The sequence below is a fragment of the Nostoc sp. genome (genome assembly GCF_036917575.1).
In the GTDB taxonomy this organism is placed as follows: domain Bacteria; phylum Cyanobacteriota; class Cyanobacteriia; order Cyanobacteriales; family Nostocaceae; genus Nostoc.
Map to the genome: position 1 here is coordinate 169,888 of NZ_JBALDC010000050.1, position 22,308 is coordinate 192,195.

Consider the following 22,308-nt stretch of genomic DNA (forward strand, 5'->3'; position numbering starts at 1 on the left):
CTAATTTTATGGGAATACTATTTATTGTTGGTATTTGCTGGTAGGGAATAATTGGCGTATGAATTTGCTGCGACTTAGAATGCATCACTTAATAGAGCAGTTAGGTGATGACGATTTGCAAGACATTTGGAACGTTCTTGAAGGTTTACATTATGACTTTTATATGCTTAAAGCCATACAAAAAGTCAAGCGATCGCAGCAACCGTGGGATATCTTAACCCATGAAGAAGCAGTAAGACTGTTGATGTTTTTCTGATTCAGCAGCGCTTTCTTCTCTTTTGCCAGTGGCCCCTCAAGTTTTGGTGAAGGTAACGCCCAGTGAGTCTGGAAATGCGCTATGCCAGGTCTTTTTTGCTAGACCTGAAGAATTTAGAACCTGCCGCCTACGAGCGGGTGCATGATTTTGTTTTTATTGAGTTAGCCCAAAAGTGGCAACTGACTGATTTAAAAGAATTGCGACAGCTTGATAGTGAAGGCATTTTTCATCGCTTCACCCTAGACAATTATCTGATTGGTATAGAAATTAGAGGTGAAATTGTGAAATTTTTGCGTGTCATCCCTATGCCAGATGTTTAAAGTCAAGAGGTAAGGGAACACTTAAAACTGTAAACTGTATAAGGCTAGGCAGGGATCGCTATAACCTTACATTAAACTGGTTTTTGAAAAACACTTTATTTGAGATTTCCCTATGGATGCTAGGGCACTTTGGCAACGATACCAAGATTGGTTATATTTCCACGAGGGATTGGGACTGTACTTAGACGTGAGTCGGATACGGTTCGATGATGCCTTCGTGGAATCGTTGCAGCCGAAGTTTGACAAGGCGTTTGCGGATATGGCTCAACTAGAGAAGGGTGCGATCGCAAATCCTGACGAGAACCGCATGGTTGGACACTACTGGCTGCGAAATCCTGATTTAGCGCCAGCTCCAGAACTTACACAAGAAATAGTCCAAACTCTAGAACAAATCGAAGCCTTTGCGGAAAAAGTCCAAACAGGTGCTATTCATCCTCCCAGAGCAAGCCGCTTCACGGATATTATCTCCATCGGCATTGGTGGTTCCGCTCTCGGCCCCCAATTCGTCGCGGAAGCTCTCGCTCCTGATTTCCCGCCCCTGAAAATTCACTTTATCGATAATAACGATCCCGCAGGTATTGATCGCGTTCTCAATCATCTCCGAAATAGCCTTGCCAGCACTTTGGTATTGGTAATTTCCAAATCTGGGGGAACACCGGAACCCCGCAACGGCATGATTGAAGTCAAAAAAGCCTATGCCGGACACAATTTGGAGTTTGCCCAGTATGCAGTAGCTATTACTAGCGTTGATAGCAACCTCGATAAACTAGCCAAAGATGAAGGCTGGCTGGAAAGATTTCCGATGTATGACTGGGTAGGAGGACGCACCTCAGAAATGTCTGCTGTGGGGCTAGTACCAGCAGCATTACAGGGCATTGATGTTCGCGCTATGCTAGATGGTGCAAAAGAAATGGATGACGCTACGCGCGTCCCAGATGTGAAAAATAACCCAGCAGCCTTGCTTGCTTTGTCTTGGTACTTTACAGGCAATGGTAAGGGCGAAAAAGATATGGTTGTTCTACCTTACAAGGACAGCTTATTTTTATTCAGTCGCTATTTACAACAGCTAGTGATGGAATCCTTGGGCAAGGAGAAAGACTTAGACGGCAACGTTGTTCATCAAGGTATCGCCGTTTATGGCAACAAAGGCTCAACAGATCAACACGCTTACGTCCAGCAGTTACGCGAGGGTGTAGCGAACTTCTTTGCTACCTTCATCGAAGTGTTAGAAGATCGTCAAGGCCCATCGACTGAAATAGACCCAGGAGTTACATCAGGCGATTATCTTTCCGGTTTTCTCCAAGGAACCCGACAAGCGCTTTATGAAAATCACCGCGATTCGATTACAGTCACTATTCCCCAAGTTAATCCCCGAATTGTAGGGGCATTAATTGCTTTGTATGAGCGTGCTGTTGGTTTATATGCTAGTTTGGTCAACGTCAACGCCTATCATCAACCAGGCGTAGAAGCTGGCAAAAAAGCTGCTGCTTCCATTCTTGATTTACAAACACGAGTGATAGCAGTGCTACAAAAAGAAAAAACTCCCCTTTCCCTGGACGAACTCGCCGAGAAAGCAGGCGCATCAGATCAAGTTGAGGCAATTTACAAGATTTTGCGTCACATTCATGCCAATCAACGGGGTGCAGTTTTACAAGGCGATCTTCATAAACCTGGTAGTTTGACCGTTTCTCCTAGCTGATAGCTTTAGTCTAAATCTCACATTTTGTCCAGAATTGTTGTTGAAACAACAATTTTTTATTGTGAAGCATCCTGAATAGAAGATATATCTTCTATTCAGGATGCTTCACTGTATAATTCCTAATTCGTAATTAAGTTTCATAACTCAATACCACTTGGTTAAGTATTGCTTTCCTCTCTTCCTTCACCTAATTACGAATTATTTTAATTATGAATTGCCAGAAGACGTTGATTAAAGTAACTCTTAGGTAAAAAACAGCGATCGGGTAAAAAAGGATTGTTGAGATTTTGACATAATAAAGTACCGGGTTTATCCCGATGGCAAAATGGTGGCACAATTCCCCAGTATTCTGCTAACCAAATCCAATATCCTGTTTCGATTCTGCCGTAGCTTGATACCGTGATAATCTCTCCAACGCTATTGTTAATAGATATTAAATCTGACGATGATTTGATGTCAATTAACAGCCAAGCTAACTCATCAGCAGAAAAATAATAGCCATTTTCGGCAGCGATTTCGATGAATTGCTGCGGATCTTTAGCTATTAGCAATTCTTCTTTGAGAGATGGTGTTTTTTGTGCAAAATCAAAAAGATCCCAAATTTGTCTTCTCGTAATTAAAAACCAGGCAAGTTCTTCTGCGGTCAAATTATAACCGTTTTCTGTTGCTAACTTAAGAAACGGCTCAAGGCTATCAGTTTCTGCTAATTGACTTTTCAACTGGAAAGTTTGCTCTACTAATGACAAGAAATCAATAATTTTCTGCCATGTAACTTTGTCAAAGTTTTTGTTAGCTTTTGTTTTTTCTTTCCAATAAATGTATTTATCTTCTTTAAGAAAAAAATTCCAAATTTGATAATACATAGGTCATCTTGCCAAATTTAAAACTTGGTAGAAGTTTATAACTAATTAACACTAGTGTAGTAAGTGTAATGTATTTTTTCGACAGTGCTAAACTTTTTAATTTGTGTAAATTATATTACACAGTAACAAAATGCAATTTTTTGTGATTTTTGTAACCATAAATAGTAGCTACTAAGGAAAAGATGAAAGATTGCAATGCCTTGGAGTGGACTGTAACGAAGATTTATATTGATTCTTATAAAATAAAATTAAGTCAATAGATAGTATTAATTATTCATGAAGCAAGACTGTAAAGTAATTTGTACTTTAGTTATTTTAACTTTACCTACGTATTTACACGTAAATAAGCTCTGTCTAATATTTTTTAAAAAATACAAAGGTCAAAGTTTAAAAAGTTTTTAATACTTTTAATATAGTGTAATTACTTAGAATACTTAAGCGATCGCCTTTATATGCCTGTAAATAGAGTTAAGGCAGCATTAAAAAATGGAATTATTGAATTATCAGACTGTGCATATTAACTTTGAAATAAATGGAATCGCGATCGCACTTCAGTTATTTTTAAGTGAACCACCTACTCCTACGGAGAAGCAAGCTAGCAAGAGCGTCTCGTAGAGAAGACGCAGATAACCCAGAGGGAAGAAAAGAGATATATTGTACTATCTTTAATTAATAAGTAAATCGTGGAGAAAGTAAAAGCGATCGCTATTCCAATCACTACCTTTAATTCGCCCTAAATAGCCTGTTAAGGGCGAGGAAAGTTCAATCATTAAATGATGAACTACTTCATCATTTAGTCTGGGATTATGAGTAACATTATAATGAACACGAATTTCTGTAACGGTGAAACTCGGATGTGTAGCTTTTGAAGTTTCGTTGTCTTGTTCAGAGAGTTCTTTGACTGCTGTGATTATCTGCGATCGCAATTTAATCTCTTTCTCAGCTTTATCAATATATTCATCAATTTTATAGTCAATTTGCCCAGGTTGTAGATATTGCTGTAATTCTACTAAGTTAATAGCACCTGGATATTTTGCTTTGAATTCAACTAGCTTTTGTAGAGTCATTACATTTATAATACTAATTTTAGATATCTCAGCAGATTCTTTCAAATTTTTAGTCGGTTTACCTGGGCCAATAATTAACCTTACAGCTTGAAGATAATTTTCTTTTAGATGCCTTCTACCAATCCTATCTAATTCTTCTACTGCACGATCAGGAATGCTTTTTCCTGCTTTACATTCGCAAACAAGAGGATAAGGTTGTGAGCAAAATAAGTCCAAGCCACCTGCACCGCCTTTGTAGTTTTCTTCAACTTTGAATCCTAAAAAATCAAGGCTACGGCGTGCGATGATTTCAAAATCTGTACCAGCTTGATAGTTGCTTTTACCCTCATCTTGTTCGATGCTGCGATCGCCCAATTTTGCAATATCATTTATCCAAGCTAAATTCGGATCGGCTTGCTTAATTAGCTTGTCACTACTCCAACCTAAAAATACTTTGATATCTTCGTCTAATTGTTTCGCGGCTGGTTGGCTAATGGTTAGGGAGGCGATCGCATTCTGCAATTCTTCCAATTCAGGATGCAGTGATGGCTGTCGATTTTCTAGTTGATGCTTGCGTTGGGCGAAGGTGCGATCGTTTAATACAGGTTTGGCTTCATAAATAGTTGAAGGCTCCTTTAAGTAAATAAACTGGCTATTTGCCTTGATAGAGAGTGTGATTAGTTCAGGCAACTGATAAACGCGTAAGTATAACAAAAAAATATTATGTCGTTGCCTTAGTATTTCTTGTAACGCTTCTGTAGTCCAAATTGTTAGGGGTGATAAAGCAGACAGTGATTCAGTATTATGAAGAGGTTCACACTTTTCACACGTTACCCAGGCATTCAGTGATATAGTTTCAGCACTTACTTGTGCAAGAGCAATTTCGGCGGTAGCCAAAAAATTTGAGTGATAGTATTGCTCAACTGGCAGCACATTAATTGAAGCATCCGTTGGACAAAGGACAAATTGACGCTCTGGAACGATATAATTTTTGGACATCGCCACAATTGATCGTCCTTGGATTAATGCCTCAATATCTGGTGCAGGCAAGCAAATAGCAGTATTAATTACAACAGAATTATTCATTATTGTTGAAAAATCCAGATATTATGGCTAAATAAACCAATTCAACCTGTGCAGGCTTCGTTTGTTTAGCCCGAAGCTTCTAGCTTGATGAAAATTTATTACTAAAATATATATACACCCATTTTAATTATCTTCATCAATAGCATCTTTAGGAATTTCACCAGATGGATTGCTAAGAATTTCATGGATGAGATTATTGTCGAGTATTATCCTATTTTGTCGGGCAAAATCAATGATTTCTGCTTCAGTTAATTCATAATCATTTTGTGCTTTTATAACAGAATTAATTGCTAAAATCGGCTTAAGTTCTTCAATTTTTAATAATACCCATTCTCCACCTAATTGAGGTGACAAAAGTATATCTAAATACTGTTTTGCTTTAGTGCCACCACTAATCTTTTTAGAACAAATTAAGCAGCCACGAGTTAAATCAAACTCTTTGTATTCGATTAAGCGTTTCAATCCAGCCTGTAGGAACCTACCACTAACTCCTTGAAGAATAGCTACTCCAATTTTTACAATATTTCCGTTTTCCTGACCAACAATTTTAAAATTGATATATCCTTGATCTACACTACGAGCTTTAACATCTGCGATTTCTGTAATTTGGACTTTTTCTAAAACTTGTCCAACTAAGGTAGAAAAGCTGAATCGCAGAGCATTAGCAACTTTAGTTTTATCCTCAATGTCATCTTGTATCTTACTTTCAATGGCTGCCAGTTCTTTCTTGTAAGCAGATTCTACTGGGTGTGATAGTGGTGTGAATTCAGTAGGTTCACTCCAGTTTTCCTTACACCACTGCAACACTTTTCTTACCATTGGTCTTTCTTTTCCCAGTTCTTTCAGCTTACCTTCGTCAAAAGGATAAACTGAATTAGGAGATGTTACTCCCTGTTGGTCATAAAAATCTCTCAACCACTGGGAAACTAAGGTGATAACATCTTCCGATTTGAGATAAGTTAACTCAATACTCTTTTGAGCAATCCGATCTGTAACTGATTCAGCCTCTTCTAAGCCTCTTATTTGCTTAGTCCAAGTCTGAGGAAACATAGCCGTTATAAAAACACCCCGTTTAATCTTGTCGTATAAGTCTTTGGCTAAAATAGCAGTAACTTGTGATGCCGTGTATCCTGCATCATTACACATTAGGATACTTTCTAATTCGTCAAAACAAATGACTATTGGTTTGTAATCACTAATTAAGTCCAGAATTTGACGAACTGTGCTGAAGGCTTGCGCTTCTCTATCCTGGGGGCTGGTGTTTGCTAGACCTAATGCATCAGCTCTTGACTGTGGTAATTCTTGACCAGCAAGCCAGTTTATAGCGTAACGCTCCTCAGATGGATTAGAGGAGAGTGTCCATAAAATTGCAGCGATAATGTCAGGGTTTTCAATGTCATGCTTAATTCCCAGTACTCTATCTGTCCAATGCTCAACTACCTTAGAATTTACTTTTAAGACTTCGGAAAAATGATGAACCATCTCATCAGGTGTAAAAGCTTTGTTGTAAGCTTCATTGAAAATAGCAGTTGCTAATTCCCTCCACTGGCTCATCCCCTGGCTACCAATGTGTTTGAGGCTATTTGCTAAATTTCGTAAAAATTCAGCTTTAATTCGATTTAAATCGTTAATCTCGCTCGTATAGACAAATAAAGCACTACCATCAGTCTGAAGTTGGCGGCGAATTCGACTGATAAGATGGCTTTTGCCTAGTCCTCTTTCAGCCTTGATGGTAATGCCTATGACGGATTGTTGTTTGGCGCGAACTCTCTCAATGGCATCAAAAACAGCATCTGAGGCATGGGCATTTAAGGAGGGAACATCAGGAAAACCTGTTACCCAAATATCTTGACTTCTAACTACTAAAGGTCTGTCGAATGGGTTGTGACTTTTAATGGCATTAATTAGGCCGTTGTCGTTAGACATGGATTTAGGGTGAGGTTAATTTTGGATGGTAGATGTTGAATTGCTCAGTATTTGTAAGCTGCACGACATCTAATTGGGGTTTAACTATGTGCAAGGAGCAACCTAAAAATAGATTTATGAGTTTAAACGCTTTGCATAGCAGCGTAACCCGCTTACTGGGGTAGTTATGGAGTCTTCCAATTTGTCTGGGTCGCTGTCTGATAAGCTACCGCCTTGAAGTTGCAAAATGTCTTTCTCTTGCATTTTTAGTAGCCACTCGTTGAAATCTTCACGACTTACCCGATCCCCTATTTCTCTTCTGAGCCGATAAATTGGCACCAGATCGTCTAAGTTGTAGTTTTGGTTCAACTTGTCGTAAACTTCCAACGTCACTGATTTAAAATTGTCGTAAGATGCGATCGCACCCTTTCCATTAACTGGTACATCTGCACCAGTTACCGCCACATCAATCTGACTAATCCACTTCAACAACGCATTCGCCGCCCAAGTACCGACAATCGTCCCTTCAAATTTAAACTCGCCACTTCTCAAACCCTCACCCAATACCTTTAAACCTTTGGGAGATGTCAGAGAATATCCTTTTTTGGAGATTGCGATCGCACCCTGATTCTGTAATTCCTCTAGTAAACCCTGATAATCTGCTACCTTCTGGCTTTTGGATACAATTCGCTTAGTCAGTTGACCCTTCTTAACTTCCTGCTGCGTTCCTCCCAAATCCCACAAAGCCAAAAGGAGACGTGTACTAATTTGGACTGTATTTTTTGATGTCATATTGAGTGTATTTTTTGACAAAGAGCATCATGGTAACTGTATCTTTTTAATTTATTTACCTAGAAAAAATAACCGAGAAATTGCTGAATATTTCGGCATTTGGGCTAAATTGATTAATCAAAAATCAACAATATATTTCCTTGGGATGAATGGAGTTTCTCTCAAAGGCAGGATGCAAGACTTGCAAAAATCGATGACCATAACAGTTAAACGCTGTAGCTAGTGCAGTTACAAATTAAGTGGAATATGTTTTTTCAATCCCAGGCGAAATAACAGGATTTCCAACTTGGTTTTTGCAACAGCAAGGCTTTTAGCAAATACAGGTGATGAAGGAATCCGATGAACACAATATATAAAGAACGTAAAATAGTTTCGCGTCTATTTGCAGTGCTGCTTTCGGCATTGCTAATGGTGCCCTTGCTGAGTAGCTGCGGAGGCGGTTCTAAAAACGCTTCAGTTCCACCACCTGTTGATGATACCGCCGGTAGAACAGTGAGCGATCGCCAAACCGAAGCGAAGAAGGGATTGGGTACAGGACAAAAAGTGGCACTTTTGGCAGGTGCTGCGGGACTTTATTACCTCTACAACCAACATAAGAATGCTTCACAAGAAGGAGCGCAAGGTAAGTACTATCTATCCAAGAATGGGCGTGTATATTACCGTGATGCTGAACATCGCGCTCACTGGGTAACAGCACCATCTGAAGGAATTCGAGTGCCGGAATCTGAAGCACAAAAGTATCGGGAATTTCAAGGCTATAACCGGAGCTCTACAGGTCGCGATCTCTCTGGTCTAACTTCATCCGCAGCACCAGCACTCTAAATCAGCGAAGCGTGTGTAAATAAGAAAGCGGGTTTCCCGGAGGATAACGCCGATCGCGCACGTCGGAAACACGAACTTAAATCAGGAGACAGATTATGGTAGATGAATTTTTCCGAAAGGCGAAAGATTTGCTTTTGGGGTCGAACAGCGATCAAGCCGATCAAGATGCCGAATTCCGCGATCGCAATGTCCGTCCAGCCAGCGAAGATCCCTACGGTGACCCCGCAGATACGGCATCTTACGGCAATGTTCGCCCAGCTAGTGAAGACCCCTACGGCGACCCCGGAGATATCTCGTCTTACGGTAATGTTCGTCCAGCTAGCGAAGACCCTTACGGCGACCCCGCAGACACAGGGGAGTTTGGTAACGTTCGCCCAGCCAGTGAAGATCCCTACGGCGACCCCGCAGATCAGGATTCCCGCCGTTAACGCAACACCCAACCCTCCAGCCTCCTTCTATACCGAAAAAAGGAGAAAATTTAAAGCCTCTTCTCTTCAAGGGGAGAGGTTTACAGGGGGATTTACAGATTTGATTTATAGGGTGATAAATTTCAGAATAAAAAATAAGGCAGTAGGTTCTAATCCTACTGCCTTATTTTTGCAGATAAAATGCGATTTTATCAACAAAAATTCAGGAGTCAGAATAAATGCTGAATTCTGAATTCTGACTCCTGAATTCTTTTTACTTATTTAAACTCTTCGAGTTGATCTACACGTAACCAAATATTAGGTGTTGGCACTTTCCCAAACTTTATCAGGGCGTAATCACCTTTGATATCTACAATTTCGCCCTTGCTTTCAAACAAATAAGAAGGAAAGCGAGGATCACTGGCTTTAGCCTCCAGACTGTTTTCTAGTTTTTCGCGCACAGCGCGAACCATATCTCCTTTTTTGACTGCCATAAGTTCCTCTCTCAAATTTGTAACGTCTTTCACCTGCATTTTAAAAGAGTTTCGAGTTAGAATTCCTAACTCTTGTAAAGACGCGATTAATCGCGTCTCCTAACTCCTCGTAACGTTTGACACTCGGAGCAAAAATGACTCGAACGCCCAGCTAACCTAATCCGTTGAATTGATGTACCACAAACTCGACAGGGTTCTCCAGCGCGGTTATAAACCCAGGCTACACCACCATAATTGCCGTTAGTACCTTTGACATTTAAGAAATTACTAAATGTTGTACCACCAGCCTCAATGCTAGTTTCTAAAACTTGAATGATGGCTGTTCGCAAACGCTCAATTTGCTTTAGCTGCAAATCTATACACAAAGTTTCAGGTAAAATTCCACTCTTAAACAATGCTTCATCGGCATAGATGTTACCTAATCCTGCCACCACCGATTGATCTAGTAGCGCAGTCTTAATTGGACGGCGGCGGTTTTGGAGTTTGCTTGCTAGATATTCAACAGTGAATTCGGGTGAAAATGGATCTGCTGCCAGTTTTACCAAACCAGTCATAATACTTTCTACAGCAACACCAGGAGGAACCCACCATATTTTACCGAAGGTTCGCTGATCGACAAAGCGTAATTCCTGCTGTTCTCCAAAGAATAATCTAACTCGCGTGTGCTTGTGTAATGGTTCATCTCGATGCAGCCATAGTAATTGACCGGTCATTCGCAGATGAACTCCTAGCCAACTGGTTGATGAAGGGAAAGATGAGGAGAGTTCGGCAAGGAGATACTTACCGCGACGATGCCAAGTAGCGATCGCATTTTTTTCAATTCCATCAACAAATTCACCAATAGAAAACGGATAAGCGATGGTGCGATCTAGCAACACATCTCCGCCGATGATTTCTTGGTTGAGGGTCAATTGATTTAGACCTTTTCGGACTGTTTCAACTTCAGGCAGTTCAGGCATTCAAGCTGAGTTAAGCAGGCAATTGTGATTTATTTGAGGAATCGAGGAAGAAAAGATGGGGTAGTAATTTATATACCCTTAAATGAGTGTATTACTACCCAAAATAAACCGTAAATACCCGCAGGGCGGCTTTTCATAGATTAGGGTAGGCTTAAACAAAGAATGAATGAACTGAAATTTTCAGACTTCATACTTCAGACTTTAAGACTTCCCTTCATCATCGCATCAAACAACCCCCTTGTAGCTTTGCTGCTATTTTTTCGGTGCTTTAGCCTTTGGTGCTTCAACCTCGACTAATTCATCCTGGGCAAAGTTGTTGGTATTGATACCAGAGTAATTTACCTTCTCAAAGCGGACAATTACTGGGTATTTGATGCCGCTTTGGTCGATGGAAGCCACAGTTCCTAAATCCTGAAACCAGTAGGATTCAGGGCGGAGAATACGTACTTTAGAACCACGTTGAACCATGATTATTTTCCCTTTTAGTTATCAATCGCCAATCTAGAGGGCTAATTGATTTCACTCTACAACCTCAAGGTCGCAGCAAGAGTCTTTGTTAAGTTATTTGTCTGAATTGGGGACTGGGGACTGGGGACTGGGGACTGGGGACTGGGGAAATGGAGACTGGGGAAATGGAGACTGGGGAAATGGAGACTGGGGAAATGGAGACTGGGGAAATGGAGACTGGGGAAATGGAGACTGGGGACTGGGGACTGGGGACTGGGGAAATGGAGACTGGGGACTGGGGACTGGGGAAATGGAGACTGGGGACTGGGGAAATGGGGAGAGGATTGAATATTAGTTATTCTTTGTTCCTTATCTCCCTAACCCAAATTTAAAATTGTATTAGATACTACTTGACAAGGCACACATAATAGCGTACCTTCGTTCGCAAACAGTTATTTTGTAACAGCTTATGTTTTAGTTAAGACAAACACACTTCCCTCATTACCTCTGCCGATCCGCAGGTCGTTATCTATATAAGTGATATCTAACCAGCCTTGCTGTTTGTCACTGTTTATAGCAACATCAATTCCGGGAAATTTTCTACCTGCTTCAATTTGTTGGATAAAAGTTACCGGAGAATTGTATTCTATTAAACGTTGTAAACCAATAATAGAACGCTCAAATTTCACTTGAACACGCCGACCCGAAACTGGCTCAAATTTAGCAGCAACGCTGACTAACCCTTCTAAATAAGGTAAGCCATAAATCTCAGCTATGTTGTAAACACTGGTTGTCTCTACCCGAATACACTGATAGATTTGACCTAGTTTGCACAAAGGTAAACGATCTAAGTTTAAAAGAGCCTTGCTATTGGTGTATAGTAATCGCCAATTGCCATCTAGCAAATTACTAGCTTCCACCGGACGGGGTGTAGGATTAAAGTCTTCTAAGTTGGCGATCGCGATTAAGATAGTCTGTTTCTGTTCTTCGGTCGCTACTAGACCGCGATTAGTAAGTGCGATCGCATTTATAAGAGCCGCTTTTGGCATCATCGCCTGTCACCTCTAAAATCAGTCACTTTCCATCAGCATAAACAAGATATTCATAACCTATGTGTAGAACCATAAAAATTACTAAGAATCGCTTGACTTAAGCCTTATGCCTACTAAATAAAAAATTTCTATCTGAATACGGATTTATCAACCAAAGGGTTGAAAAGATAACTAAATTAATCCGTGTCAAGTGATAGACTCTAAATGTCAACTTACGTAAACCTTTTCTTGTCTTCTTTGATATGTTGAACTCTCCATTACGTGAGGAACCCCGTAACCAGCGAGCCAATGTCATCCCCCTAAAGCCAGAGTCCTCTTTGTCGGACTGGTTACAAAATAACGGTCGCATCATCGCGCGTGACGTTCACGAACCGGATTTTCAAGCTGACGAAGAAGGAATAGACTCCTTAATGAGTGTAGAAGATGGAATTGGCTACGACCTCGATGATGATGAAGATGATGATATAGGAATCGCCGAGGATTAGCCTTTTAAGGTTAGGGACTTGGTAGTATCCCTAGCTACTGATATTCAATTTTATAAGTGTGGAGTGAAGGGAAACTTCTGTGGACGCTAAACTATCTCCTGAGCAAGGATTAAATATTTCTGGAATCGCGCTAGCCTCTTTATTAGCCATTGGGTTAGGTACAACAGCATTTTTCTTGGATTCGATGGCCAACAGGCTACCCTGGCAAAGTACGTCGTTAACCCTGCCACTACTGTTGTGTGCGCTTGGTTCAGGTGTTGCAGGCTATTGGGTAATACCTTTACTTCAAACACTCAAAACTGGACAAATAATTCGCGAAGATGGGCCTCAAGCTCATCTCAAAAAGGCAGGCACTCCCACAATGGGCGGTATATTTTTTATACCTGTATCTGTGCTGCTTGCTTGTATATTGTCTAACTTTTCTAAAGAGGTACTTGCAGTTTCGGCTTTGACAATCAGCTACGGATTGATTGGCTGGCTTGACGATTGGCAAATTCTGCGCCGTAAATCAAATAAAGGTATATCTCCCGGAACAAAACTGGCTTTGCAGGTGAGTTTTGCGGCTATGTTTTGTCTATGGCTGATGTTTAATCAACCTTCTAATATTACAAATATTGCTTTGCCTTGGGTGAGCTTCACATTACCTTTAGGATTTCTATTTTGGCCTTTGGCAGGTTTTGTACTAGTTGCAGAAAGTAATGCGACTAATTTAACAGATGGTATTGATGGCTTGGCAGCAGGAACAGTTGCGATCGCACTTTTGGCATTAGGTGCTTTAGTCGCACCTACAGCACCAGGGTTGATGGTTTTTTGTGCTGCTTTAAGTGGTGGGTGCTTAGGTTTCTTAGCCCATAATCGTAACCCAGCTCGCGTTTTCATGGGAGATACTGGTTCCCTTGCACTGGGAGGAGCTTTAGCTGCTGTAGCACTATTGACAAACACCTTAGTAAGTCTGTTTATTCTCAGTGGTATCTTCTTTATAGAAACCCTTTCGGTGATGGCACAGGTAAGTTATTACAAAGCCACGAAGGGCCCCGATGGCAAAGGCAAACGTCTCTTCAAAATGGCACCCTTACACCATCATTTAGAACTTACTGGCTGGTCAGAATTGCAAGTAGTGGCAGTATTTTATATAATCGCTGCGATTTTGGCTGCAATTTGTTTAGCGTAGGCGCAGTCCGCCGCAGGCATCGCTCCATTCTAAATGTTTTAAAAACTGCTTGAATATAAAAAACAGCTCCCACATCTTCAGGGAGTTGTTTATTTATAGGTAAATTTATAAGCTTTTGATTTTTATATAGCCGTAGTCACATAGGTTAGGACATAATGACAAGCGTCAATGCTAGGAATAGTAATAGTTCTACCTCCTGCCTCCTGTCTCCTGCCTTCTGCCTCTTGCTATACCAACAGATGCGCAATTGTTTAACCGCTTGCAGTGTTCTGAATTCTTTATTCTTCAATTATAGGTATTTACATATTCCCTGACTCGATTCTTTCCTGTTCGCTTTGCCTCAAGCATCGCTTGATTTGCCCGATTAAGAAAATCCTTAACCGTAATCCCTGGTTCTGATACAGCTATTCCAAAAGAAGCAGTGATACTTTCGAGGATCTGATCGCCGTCCTTCAATTGCATTTGTTCAACATCTAACCTTAATTGTTCTACTCGCTTTCTAAGCGCTTCTAGCGTCATATTAGGCATCACAATTACAAATTCTTCACCACCCCATCTGCAAGCAATGTCAAAGGAGCGAATAGATTTTAACAGCAATTTTGCTAATTCCTGGAGAACAATGTTGGCAGTCAAATGTCCATAGTGCGAATTGTAAGATTTGAAGTCATCGATATCAATGAAAATAACACTAAGAGGTTGTCCCGACCGTTCAGCCTCCGCTAGCCTTTGTTCCGTTATGGTTTGCATATAGTTTTGATTAAATAGTTGGGTCATCCCATCCCGCAAGTTCTCATAAGTTAGACGTTGTTTTATCGACAGATTATTTAGTGTAAAGGCTAAATATCTAGCAATAATCTCAGCAATTTGCTGATCTTCTGAGTTGATTTCTTCAAGGGTATAGATGTGTAAAATGCCAGTTACTTCGCTTTTTCCAAACAATGGAACACATAAATGTACGCCACTAACAGGTGGTATTAAATGACTGCATATCAGTCCTGCATTACAAGATGATGAAAGGTTTAATTTGCCTCTCCGCAATGCCCAACATTCAGATAGTGAAAATACTTCTTTACTGCTTATTTTGGGTCCCCAAGTACTCTTCATCTGAACATAATTTTTAGAATCAGCAATTATATTGATACAACCACTCATATTAGGAAAAAGCTTGGAACAGGTTAAAGCAACCACTTGATAGACCTCATCTTCAGACTCGCAGGAATAAAGCATATCCGCCATATCTGAAAGATATATAAGTTCCCCTTTTTTTACCTCTAATTTCAGTGTTTTTTCTTCTAGCTGCCGATTTATGTCAGTGAGCGATCGCTGTGTTTTTATAGATTCTGTAATATCGATACTGATTCCACCAATGCGCCAAGCGCCCGTTGCATAATCGCTAAATGGAAACTTAAACGATAGCCAGTAGCACGGCTGATCGTTACCAGGCATCTTTACCTCTTCAATCAGCTTCAAGGGGCGTAGAGTCTTCAAAACGATTTGATCGTTTTCCATTATCTGCCGCCCCTCTTCTGGATCCGGGAAGAATTCACTATTTCTTTTCCCCACCCATTCTTGTGGATCTAACGAAAATCTAGACTGTAGCTCCTGGTTGTAGTAAAGCACTCTAGATTGGTCATCTTTGATATAAGCTCCAAACGGGCCCTGATCTAAAAATAGCCATTGTATCTGCTGCCTACATTGAAGTTCGCAGGTATCTTCTTGATATCTGGCGATCGCCTCTACAATTTGATAAGCGGTTGGTATCAAGTAGAGTAAGGCAGACAAGGAAATAAATGCCGTTAGATCGAGTACGCCTAAGTGCAGCACAGACACTGATTTATGTGGCTCAAAGACCGCCAGAAGGTGATGAAATCCGCAAAATAGTACGAATCCACCTGATAAGAAAAATGCTAACCAAAACTTAGAAGGGATAGTTGCCTTAGTTTTGGCAAAGAAAACCCCTATTACTGTAGGGATACTAAAGTATGAAAATGCAGTAATGCCGTGAGCAATTATGCAATTCCAATAACTAAACTCTATCATTAACTTGATATCAACATCTTATTTGTTTAACTATAATTATCTCTTGGTAGCTTCAATATCCATGTGTACAAAGGATGATATTAGAATGATATTAGTACGTCGTCCGTCTGAACTGCTGATTATTTCACTTCCTTACAAACCTGACTTACCAAGTGAGTGAGTTCGGGTAAAATCAATTTTTCCATTGCTAGGCGCACAGCATTACTAGAACCAGGAAGTGAGAAGATTAATTTATTTTGATAGACACCAGCAACAGCGCGAGAAGCGATCGCCCGCGAACCAATTTCTTGATAACTTAAAAAACGGAATAACTCACCAAATCCCGGCAAAGTTTTCTCCAGTAACTTCTCAATGGCATCATAAGTAGTATCTCTTGGTGCAATGCCTGTACCACCACTGCAAATTACAGCATTCAAATTTGAGCTTTTACCTAGATTTTCTATCTGCTTTTGAATTTGTGTTGGTTCATCTTTAATAATTGTATAGGCTTTTACAGCATGGTTAGCACCAAGGAGTAACTGCTGAATTAGCTGGCCACTTTTATCTGTTTCAAAAGTGCGTGTATCGCTGACAGTAACTACAGCACAAGTTACTAAAACTCCAGGCGAGTCTGGATGGGGTTGTGGCATTATATGTCACTCGTGAACTTTTAATAATAGATAATTGGGCATGGTAAATGGCGTATTCATTGGACTTCTTGCAGAACTAGGGAAAAGGGTAAGGGGGAAAGGGAAAAGGAATAAAAAATCTTTCCCCTTTAACCTTTCCCCTTTTCCCACCTCTTGCAAAAGTAACTTTTGCAAGAGGTCTATTGAACATGACAATTACCAATGCCCTATGTCCTATGACACCAGTTGCTTCTCCTTACCGGAGACGCTGCGCGAACAACGGATAGCGCAGCATTAGCGAGTACTCGAGCGTCGGGAACCTCCCTTCGGGTTCACCAGTCGCCTACGGCGGGAAACCCGCCTACAACGCTGGATTCACCGCAACGCACTGGCTCCCCTATGCCTCATTTTTGCTCAATCCCAGATCGTTTTCTTCAGCATACCGCTCCATGAAGCGCATAAAGCGATCCCATTCTTGGGGAGATTTCATCACGTAAAGTGCTTCTAATGCTTCTGGTTTCCCGTTAATAAATTTTGCTTTAACTTCACGGGTAATTATCTCGCCTTCTTCGTCAATCAAGTACATCCCGGTAATATCTTCGGTAGTACCTTGATCTAAAATTTTCGGATTCGTGAAAATAAACGTCGCTGTACCACTCTCGCCAGTGCGCGATCGCGTCAAGCGCACATCTGGAATTACCTCTTCGTCAAGACCTCTAGAAAACTGGATTTTCGTCATGATCGATGAATTTAAACTTTTGTGATGGTTAATTTAATATTCTCTCATCAATTAGAACACCACGGTCTAGAGGCTACTGTTATTCATCTTTTTAGTGTATATACTTAAATTGCTTCTTTTTCAAGTAACAAAGTTACTGGCCCTTCATTTTCAATTGTAACATCCATCATTGCACCAAATTGACCTGTTTCCACCAACAAACCGCTAGCTTTTAATTTGGTAACAAAACGATTATACAAATCTGCTGCTGATTGGGGAGCAGCTGAACGGTCAAAAGAAGGACGGCGACCTTTAAAGGCAGTCACCGTAAAGCGTAAACTGACTGACTACTAACAAATCGCCGCCAATTTCTTGTACAGATTTTTGCCAGCGATCGTCTCCTGCTTCGTCAGGAAACAGCCGCAACTCTAAGCACTTACGCACCATCCAGTCGATTTCAGCATCAGTATCGGTATTGGCTATACCGACGAGCAAATTTAGCCCCCGCCCAATTTTGCCGACAATTTCACCATTAACTGTAACTTGAGATGATTTGACTCGCTGGATAACAACGCGCATTTTTATCTAAATGTTCATTAATGTTTCAATTTTAAAGTAATGTCTACTACCAGCTATTGAGCGTGGCATTTTTAAACCGCAAATTAAATATAGAAACAATGAACACCTACCACCTAATAAAATCTCTTAATGTTTGATAACGTTTGTAAGTTCCTTGCATTGATCGCAGAGCCATTAGGAATGCATCAACCGCGAAAGTGTCCCACCGGGGATACTCCCCGGTGGGACACTTTCGCGCCTTATATCCCTCCACTGATTCGGAGTACCAAATTCAGTGGGGGACTTACGGCGTAATAGTTAACTCCTATACAGATGTAATTAATCGCCTCTCTACTCCTAACTTTTATTTGCCAAAGCCTTTACCGCGAGAGGTTGAAGGTAGACAAATGCATTTTTCGAGTTGACTAATTAAAGCTTCACGATCCAAATTTTGACCAATTAGCACTAGTTGGTTTTTAAATTGACCTTTCCATTCATCATCATCCAGGGTGAAGCGTTTACCACAAAGGTGGAAAATATGACGCTTCGGACTTTCATCAAACCACATAATCCCCTTCGCTCGGAAGATATTTGAGGGTAGCTGGTTATCTAAGAAATACTGAAACTTCCTAATAGAAAAAGGCTTGTCACTCTGGAAAGATATGGAAGTAAAACCATCATTTTCTAAATGGTCAGAATGATGGTGATGATCGTGATGGTCATGTTCATGATCGTGATGATCGTGACCACATGTTGAGTGGTCATGATCGTGGTCGTGATGATCGTGATGGTCGTGATGGTCGTGTTCATCCACCACTGTGTCAAAATATTTATCAGACTCAAACAGACCAACACTCAGAATTAAAGGAAGTGGCACTTGCGATCGCGTAGTGCGGATAATTCTTGATCCTTCCTTAACTTCGTTAATTTTTGTTTCTAACTCGTTCAAAGTGGCTTCATCAACCAAATCTGCCTTATTCAGCACAATGACATCGCCATAGGCAATCTGGCTGTATGCTGCTTCAGAGTTAAATAAATCTAGGCTGTAATTAGCCGCATCTACCACGGTAATAATTGAATCTAACCGGGTTAAATCCCGCAATTCTGTACCCAGAAATGTTAAAGCTACTGGTAGCGGATCTGCCAATCCAGTTGTTTCCACTACTAGATAATCTAAATTTTCTTGGCGTTCTAAAACTTTGTAAACTGCATCTACTAAATCATTATTAATAGTGCAGCATATACAACCATTATTTAGTTCCACCATAGTCTCACCAGTGGAAACAATTAGCTCGTTGTCGATGCCAATTTCGCCAAATTCATTTACGAGAACAGCGGTTTTCAAACCCTGTTGGTTGTTGAGGATATGATTGAGTAAAGTCGTTTTGCCACTACCGAGGAAACCCGTAATAATTGTTACTGGCATTCCTTGTTTGGGCGTATCCATTGCTTGATCGGGTGTAACTGCTGATTGCATAGCGCTGTTATCAAATAATCAAAAAATAGTAATGTAGCGCAGATAGTCCAGAAAACACTAGCATAGGGATGCTGGACTGTCATCCCAGCTGCTTTACTCTATTATCACGTATCTCTCTATTTCAGCATTACTCCTGTTATGACCCTAACCCTTTACAATACCCTCACCCGTCGTCAAGAACCGTTTGAAACTCTCGTTGCAGGCAAGGTTAAGATGTATTACTGCGGTGTGACGGTATATGACTACTGCCATTTGGGTCATGCTAGAGCTTGCATCGTTTGGGACGTAGTACGCCGATACCTCCAGTTTATCGGCTATGAAGTGCGATATATCCAAAATTTTACCGATATTGATGACAAGATTCTTAATCGAGCCTGTGTTGAACATTCATCAATGGAGGCTGTAGCCGATCGCTTTATCAAAGCATATTTTGAGGATATGGCGCGACTGGGGATTAAAGAAGCCGATGAGTATCCCCGCGCTACTCACACGATGAATGGCATTCAACGGTTAATTCATGAGTTAGAAAATAAGGGTTTTGCCTACCCTGCTGATGGTGATGTGTATTATCCAGTACGAAAGTTTTCTGAATATGGCAAACTTTCGGGACGCAAGTTAGAAGATATGCAAGCCGGAGCGAGCGATCGCGTCAACGTAGAAGATCCAGAATATCAGAAAAAGAAAGACCCCTTTGATTTTGCTTTGTGGAAAGCAGCAAGACCAGGAGAACCTGCTTGGGAATCACCTTGGGGCGCAGGTCGTCCAGGATGGCATATAGAATGCTCGGCAATGGTGCGCGATCGCTTGGGTGATACCATAGATATTCATGCTGGTGGTGCTGACTTAATTTTTCCCCACCATGAAAACGAAATTGCCCAATCTGAGGCTGTGACAGGAAAACCCCTGGCGCATTACTGGCTGCATAACGGCATGGTAAAGGTAGATGGTGAAAAAATGTCCAAATCTTTGGGCAACTTTATCACTATTCGAGAATTGCTGGATCGAGGAGTTGACCCGATGGCAGTGCGGTTATTCGTGTTGACTGCTCAATATCGTACACCTATAGATTTTACCGATGAAGCGATCGCCGCAGCAACCAACGGTTGGCACACCATTAAAGAAGGTTTACTCTTCGGCTACCAATACGGCAAAAAACTAGGCTGGGATTTCGGGACTGGGGACTGGGGGCTAGGGACTGAGAATATTTCAATACCCAGTACCCAATACCCAGTAACCGATCTTTATATTGAACGCTTCCAAGAAGTTGTAAATAACGACTTTAATTTTCCTGGTGGGTTAACAGTGCTGTTTGAATTAGCCAAAGAACTGCGCCGTCAGGGAAATATTCTTGTGCATGAAGGGAAAACTGAAACTTCACCAGATGAATTAAAGCGTCAATGGCAAACTCTTGTCACATTGGCTGGAGTTTTGGGTTTGGAAGCCAAGATAGAAACAGAAACTCACACTAGTGATGGTTTAAGTGATGCAGAAATTGAAACGCGAATTCAGCAAAGGCAAGAAGCACGTAAAGGCAAGAATTTTGCTGAAAGCGATCGCATTCGTGACGAACTCCAAGCAGAAGGTATTACGCTAATTGATAGCCGTGATGGCACGCGCTGGCATCGGAATTAACTTCATTAATTTTGAATTTTGAATTAAGTTATGTGGTCTGAACTCAAAAAAGCGATCGCTAGTTTCGATATTTCCGCTGATTGGATTGGTATTAGAGCCGTAAAGGAAACTTCTACTACCCGTTTAGTCCGTGACGCCTTACCCCAACTAAACGGCAAATCCTTCACTATCGGAGCCATGCTGGAAGTTTTAGTCAATGGCTGTCTGGGTTATGCAGCTACTAACTCTCTAGAATTGTCTTCCCTACAAGCTGCTGCTCAAACAGCCTATAAACAGGCACTAGCAGCCAGTGAATGGTGGATACATCCCTTCCGTGAAACTGAGCGCCCTAAAGTTGTTGGTGAATATAAATCTCCATTTCTTGAGCCATTGGATGCTCTGAGTCCGGGAGAAATCAACGATTTACTGATTCGTATTTGCCAAACGCTGAAAGTTGACGACAAAATTGTGCAAACCATAGCCAGTGCCAGCACCACTGAGAGAGAATCTTGGTTTGTCAGCAGCAATGGCTCAGAAGTTTATCAAAAAATACTATCTATAAGCACTAATTACAAAGCCACTGCCCAAGATGGAGCGGTTGTACAGCAGCGCAGCAGCAACGGTTTGCAAGCAAACTGTTACCAAGGCGGACTCGAACTCTTAAAACAAGAAAACTTATGGCATCGGGTGCGGCTAATAGGCGAACAAGCAATAGAACTCTTGACAGCAGAAGAATGCCCAACCACCCGTACCAATTTAGTTTTAGCCCCAGACCAGATGATGCTGCAAATCCATGAAAGTGTCGGGCATCCCCTAGAAATTGACCGAATTTTAGGAGATGAGCGTAACTATGCTGGGGGCAGCTTCGTTAATAAAAGTGATTTTGGCAACCTAGTATATGGTTCGCCACTGATGAACATTAGCTTTGATCCTACTGTGCCTGGTGAATTTGCTAGCTATGGCTTTGATGATACGGGTGCTGTAGCAACAAAGGAATATTTGGTTAAAGAAGGTTTACTCCAACGGGGTTTAGGCAGTTTAGAGAGTCAAGCAAGAGCTGGTGTAGCAGGAGTTGCTTGTGCCCGTGCTTCCTCATGGAATCGACCCGCGATCGATCGCATGGGGAACTTGAATTTAGAGCCTTTAAACGGCACTTTTGAAGACATTCTTGGCGAGATACAACACGGCGTTTACATGGAATCTAACCGTTCTTGGTCAATTGACGATCGCCGCTACAAATTCCAATTTGGTTGTGAGTACGCTAAATTAATTGAAAATGGCAAACTTACAAAAACCCTTCGTAATCCTAACTATCGCGCCACAACACCAGAGTTTTGGCATAGTTTAATTAAAGTCGGAGATGCCACAAACTGGCAAATGTATGGTACTCCTTATTGTGGTAAAGGAGAACCAAATCAGGCCATTTGGGTAGGACACGGTTCATCTGTTTGTGTATTTGCTAATGTCGAAGTTTTTGGTGGAGGAACTTGAA

Annotated in this window: 23 protein-coding genes and 1 pseudogene; 11 read left to right on the forward strand and 13 right to left on the reverse strand. The window is 41.1% G+C overall.

Annotation, left to right across the window (positions count from 1 at the left end; all coding sequences use genetic code 11):
• Window positions 1-58 precede the first annotated feature (58 nt).
• The 3 genes from V7K79_RS14145 (at window position 59) to V7K79_RS14155 (ending at window position 2,275) form a co-directional block, all read left to right on the forward strand.
• Window positions 59-256 carry a hypothetical protein gene (locus tag V7K79_RS14145; RefSeq protein WP_334845889.1) on the forward strand — a complete coding sequence of 66 codons (198 nt, stop codon included), beginning with the start codon at window positions 59-61 and terminating at the stop codon, window positions 254-256.
• Window positions 257-318: 62 nt separating this feature from the next.
• On the forward strand, window positions 319-576 hold the full coding sequence (locus tag V7K79_RS14150; RefSeq protein WP_099102182.1) for a cytotoxic translational repressor of toxin-antitoxin stability system: 258 nt from the start codon (window positions 319-321) through the stop codon (window positions 574-576).
• 112 nt (window positions 577-688) lie between these two features.
• Complete coding sequence (locus tag V7K79_RS14155; RefSeq protein ID WP_335048535.1) at window positions 689-2,275, forward strand: glucose-6-phosphate isomerase; 1,587 nt, start codon at window positions 689-691, stop codon at window positions 2,273-2,275.
• A gap of 203 nt (window positions 2,276-2,478) precedes the next feature.
• Here the strand turns inward: V7K79_RS14155 and V7K79_RS14160 are convergent, their stop codons facing one another.
• On the reverse strand, window positions 2,479-3,138 hold the full coding sequence (locus V7K79_RS14160) for a Nif11-like leader peptide family natural product precursor (protein ID WP_335048536.1): 660 nt from the start codon (window positions 3,136-3,138) through the stop codon (window positions 2,479-2,481).
• Window positions 3,139-3,624: 486 nt separating this feature from the next.
• On the opposite strand from V7K79_RS14160, the gene V7K79_RS14165 reads away from it, so the two are divergent.
• A complete protein-coding gene (locus tag V7K79_RS14165) occupies window positions 3,625-3,753 on the forward strand; it encodes a hypothetical protein (protein ID WP_335048538.1) in 129 nt (42 codons plus the stop codon).
• 50 nt (window positions 3,754-3,803) lie between these two features.
• Here V7K79_RS14165 and V7K79_RS14170 read toward each other — a convergent pair whose 3' ends face one another.
• The 3 genes from V7K79_RS14170 to V7K79_RS14180 all read right to left on the reverse strand — a co-directional run bounded on the left by V7K79_RS14170 (window position 3,804) and on the right by V7K79_RS14180 (window position 7,967).
• A complete protein-coding gene (locus V7K79_RS14170) occupies window positions 3,804-5,270 on the reverse strand; it encodes a DUF1802 family protein (protein ID WP_335048540.1) in 1,467 nt (488 codons plus the stop codon).
• Between the two features lie 123 nt (window positions 5,271-5,393).
• Window positions 5,394-7,196 (reverse strand): P-loop NTPase fold protein, encoded by a 1,803-nt coding sequence (locus V7K79_RS14175; protein WP_335048542.1) that lies wholly within the window; start codon window positions 7,194-7,196, stop codon window positions 5,394-5,396.
• 114 nt (window positions 7,197-7,310) lie between these two features.
• Window positions 7,311-7,967, reverse strand: coding sequence for a hypothetical protein (locus V7K79_RS14180; protein WP_335048544.1), 657 nt, complete (start codon window positions 7,965-7,967; stop codon window positions 7,311-7,313).
• A gap of 339 nt (window positions 7,968-8,306) precedes the next feature.
• Between V7K79_RS14180 and V7K79_RS14185 the strand changes: the two genes are divergently transcribed.
• Together V7K79_RS14185 and V7K79_RS14190 are read left to right on the forward strand one after the other, a co-directional pair.
• The gene (locus V7K79_RS14185; RefSeq protein WP_335048545.1) at window positions 8,307-8,789 is read left to right on the forward strand and encodes a hypothetical protein; all 483 of its coding nucleotides are present in this window, start codon (window positions 8,307-8,309) and stop codon (window positions 8,787-8,789) included.
• A gap of 95 nt (window positions 8,790-8,884) precedes the next feature.
• Window positions 8,885-9,217, forward strand: coding sequence for a translation initiation factor (locus V7K79_RS14190; RefSeq protein WP_335048547.1), 333 nt, complete (start codon window positions 8,885-8,887; stop codon window positions 9,215-9,217).
• A 257-nt stretch (window positions 9,218-9,474) separates the two neighbouring features.
• Here V7K79_RS14190 and V7K79_RS14195 read toward each other — a convergent pair whose 3' ends face one another.
• The 3 genes from V7K79_RS14195 to V7K79_RS14205 all read right to left on the reverse strand — a co-directional run bounded on the left by V7K79_RS14195 (window position 9,475) and on the right by V7K79_RS14205 (window position 11,117).
• Window positions 9,475-9,690 (reverse strand): NAD(P)H-quinone oxidoreductase subunit O, encoded by a 216-nt coding sequence (locus V7K79_RS14195; protein WP_104907474.1) that lies wholly within the window; start codon window positions 9,688-9,690, stop codon window positions 9,475-9,477.
• 86 nt (window positions 9,691-9,776) lie between these two features.
• Window positions 9,777-10,649: a DNA-formamidopyrimidine glycosylase gene (locus V7K79_RS14200; protein WP_335048549.1), complete on the reverse strand. Its 873-nt coding sequence runs from the start codon at window positions 10,647-10,649 to the stop codon at window positions 9,777-9,779.
• A 252-nt stretch (window positions 10,650-10,901) separates the two neighbouring features.
• A complete protein-coding gene (locus V7K79_RS14205) occupies window positions 10,902-11,117 on the reverse strand; it encodes a photosystem I reaction center subunit IV (protein ID WP_094349537.1) in 216 nt (71 codons plus the stop codon).
• Window positions 11,118-11,202: 85 nt separating this feature from the next.
• Between V7K79_RS14205 and V7K79_RS14210 the strand changes: the two genes are divergently transcribed.
• Window positions 11,203-11,451 carry a hypothetical protein gene (locus tag V7K79_RS14210; RefSeq protein ID WP_335048551.1) on the forward strand — a complete coding sequence of 83 codons (249 nt, stop codon included), beginning with the start codon at window positions 11,203-11,205 and terminating at the stop codon, window positions 11,449-11,451.
• A 112-nt stretch (window positions 11,452-11,563) separates the two neighbouring features.
• Here the strand turns inward: V7K79_RS14210 and V7K79_RS14215 are convergent, their stop codons facing one another.
• On the reverse strand, window positions 11,564-12,148 hold the full coding sequence (locus V7K79_RS14215; protein ID WP_335048553.1) for a PAP/fibrillin family protein: 585 nt from the start codon (window positions 12,146-12,148) through the stop codon (window positions 11,564-11,566).
• 242 nt (window positions 12,149-12,390) lie between these two features.
• Here V7K79_RS14215 and V7K79_RS14220 point away from each other — a divergent pair, with 242 nt between their 5' ends.
• Window positions 12,391-12,633, forward strand: a complete 243-nt coding sequence (locus V7K79_RS14220) for a DUF3134 domain-containing protein (RefSeq protein WP_335048555.1) — start codon at window positions 12,391-12,393, stop codon at window positions 12,631-12,633.
• Between the two features lie 79 nt (window positions 12,634-12,712).
• A complete protein-coding gene (gene mraY / locus V7K79_RS14225) occupies window positions 12,713-13,804 on the forward strand; it encodes a phospho-N-acetylmuramoyl-pentapeptide-transferase (protein WP_335048557.1) in 1,092 nt (363 codons plus the stop codon).
• 285 nt (window positions 13,805-14,089) lie between these two features.
• Here the strand turns inward: mraY and V7K79_RS14230 are convergent, their stop codons facing one another.
• The 5 genes and pseudogenes from V7K79_RS14230 to V7K79_RS14250 form a co-directional block, all read right to left on the reverse strand.
• Window positions 14,090-15,844 carry a sensor domain-containing diguanylate cyclase gene (locus tag V7K79_RS14230; protein ID WP_442938929.1) on the reverse strand — a complete coding sequence of 585 codons (1,755 nt, stop codon included), beginning with the start codon at window positions 15,842-15,844 and terminating at the stop codon, window positions 14,090-14,092.
• A 119-nt stretch (window positions 15,845-15,963) separates the two neighbouring features.
• Window positions 15,964-16,473, reverse strand: coding sequence for a MogA/MoaB family molybdenum cofactor biosynthesis protein (locus V7K79_RS14235; protein WP_442938930.1), 510 nt, complete (start codon window positions 16,471-16,473; stop codon window positions 15,964-15,966).
• Between the two features lie 376 nt (window positions 16,474-16,849).
• Entirely contained in the window at window positions 16,850-17,191 is a 342-nt protein-coding gene (psb28, locus tag V7K79_RS14240; RefSeq protein ID WP_335048561.1) for a photosystem II reaction center protein Psb28, read from the reverse strand.
• 104 nt (window positions 17,192-17,295) lie between these two features.
• Window positions 17,296-17,749, reverse strand: a pseudogene (gene dtd, locus V7K79_RS14245) (D-aminoacyl-tRNA deacylase).
• Between the two features lie 343 nt (window positions 17,750-18,092).
• Window positions 18,093-19,205 (reverse strand): CobW family GTP-binding protein, encoded by a 1,113-nt coding sequence (locus V7K79_RS14250; RefSeq protein ID WP_335048562.1) that lies wholly within the window; start codon window positions 19,203-19,205, stop codon window positions 18,093-18,095.
• Window positions 19,206-19,343: 138 nt separating this feature from the next.
• On the opposite strand from V7K79_RS14250, the gene cysS reads away from it, so the two are divergent.
• Both cysS and V7K79_RS14260 read left to right on the forward strand, forming a co-directional pair.
• Window positions 19,344-20,837: a cysteine--tRNA ligase gene (cysS, locus tag V7K79_RS14255; RefSeq protein ID WP_335048564.1), complete on the forward strand. Its 1,494-nt coding sequence runs from the start codon at window positions 19,344-19,346 to the stop codon at window positions 20,835-20,837.
• Window positions 20,838-20,867: 30 nt separating this feature from the next.
• A complete protein-coding gene (locus V7K79_RS14260) occupies window positions 20,868-22,307 on the forward strand; it encodes a TldD/PmbA family protein (RefSeq protein ID WP_335048566.1) in 1,440 nt (479 codons plus the stop codon).
• Window position 22,308: the final 1 nt, after the last annotated feature.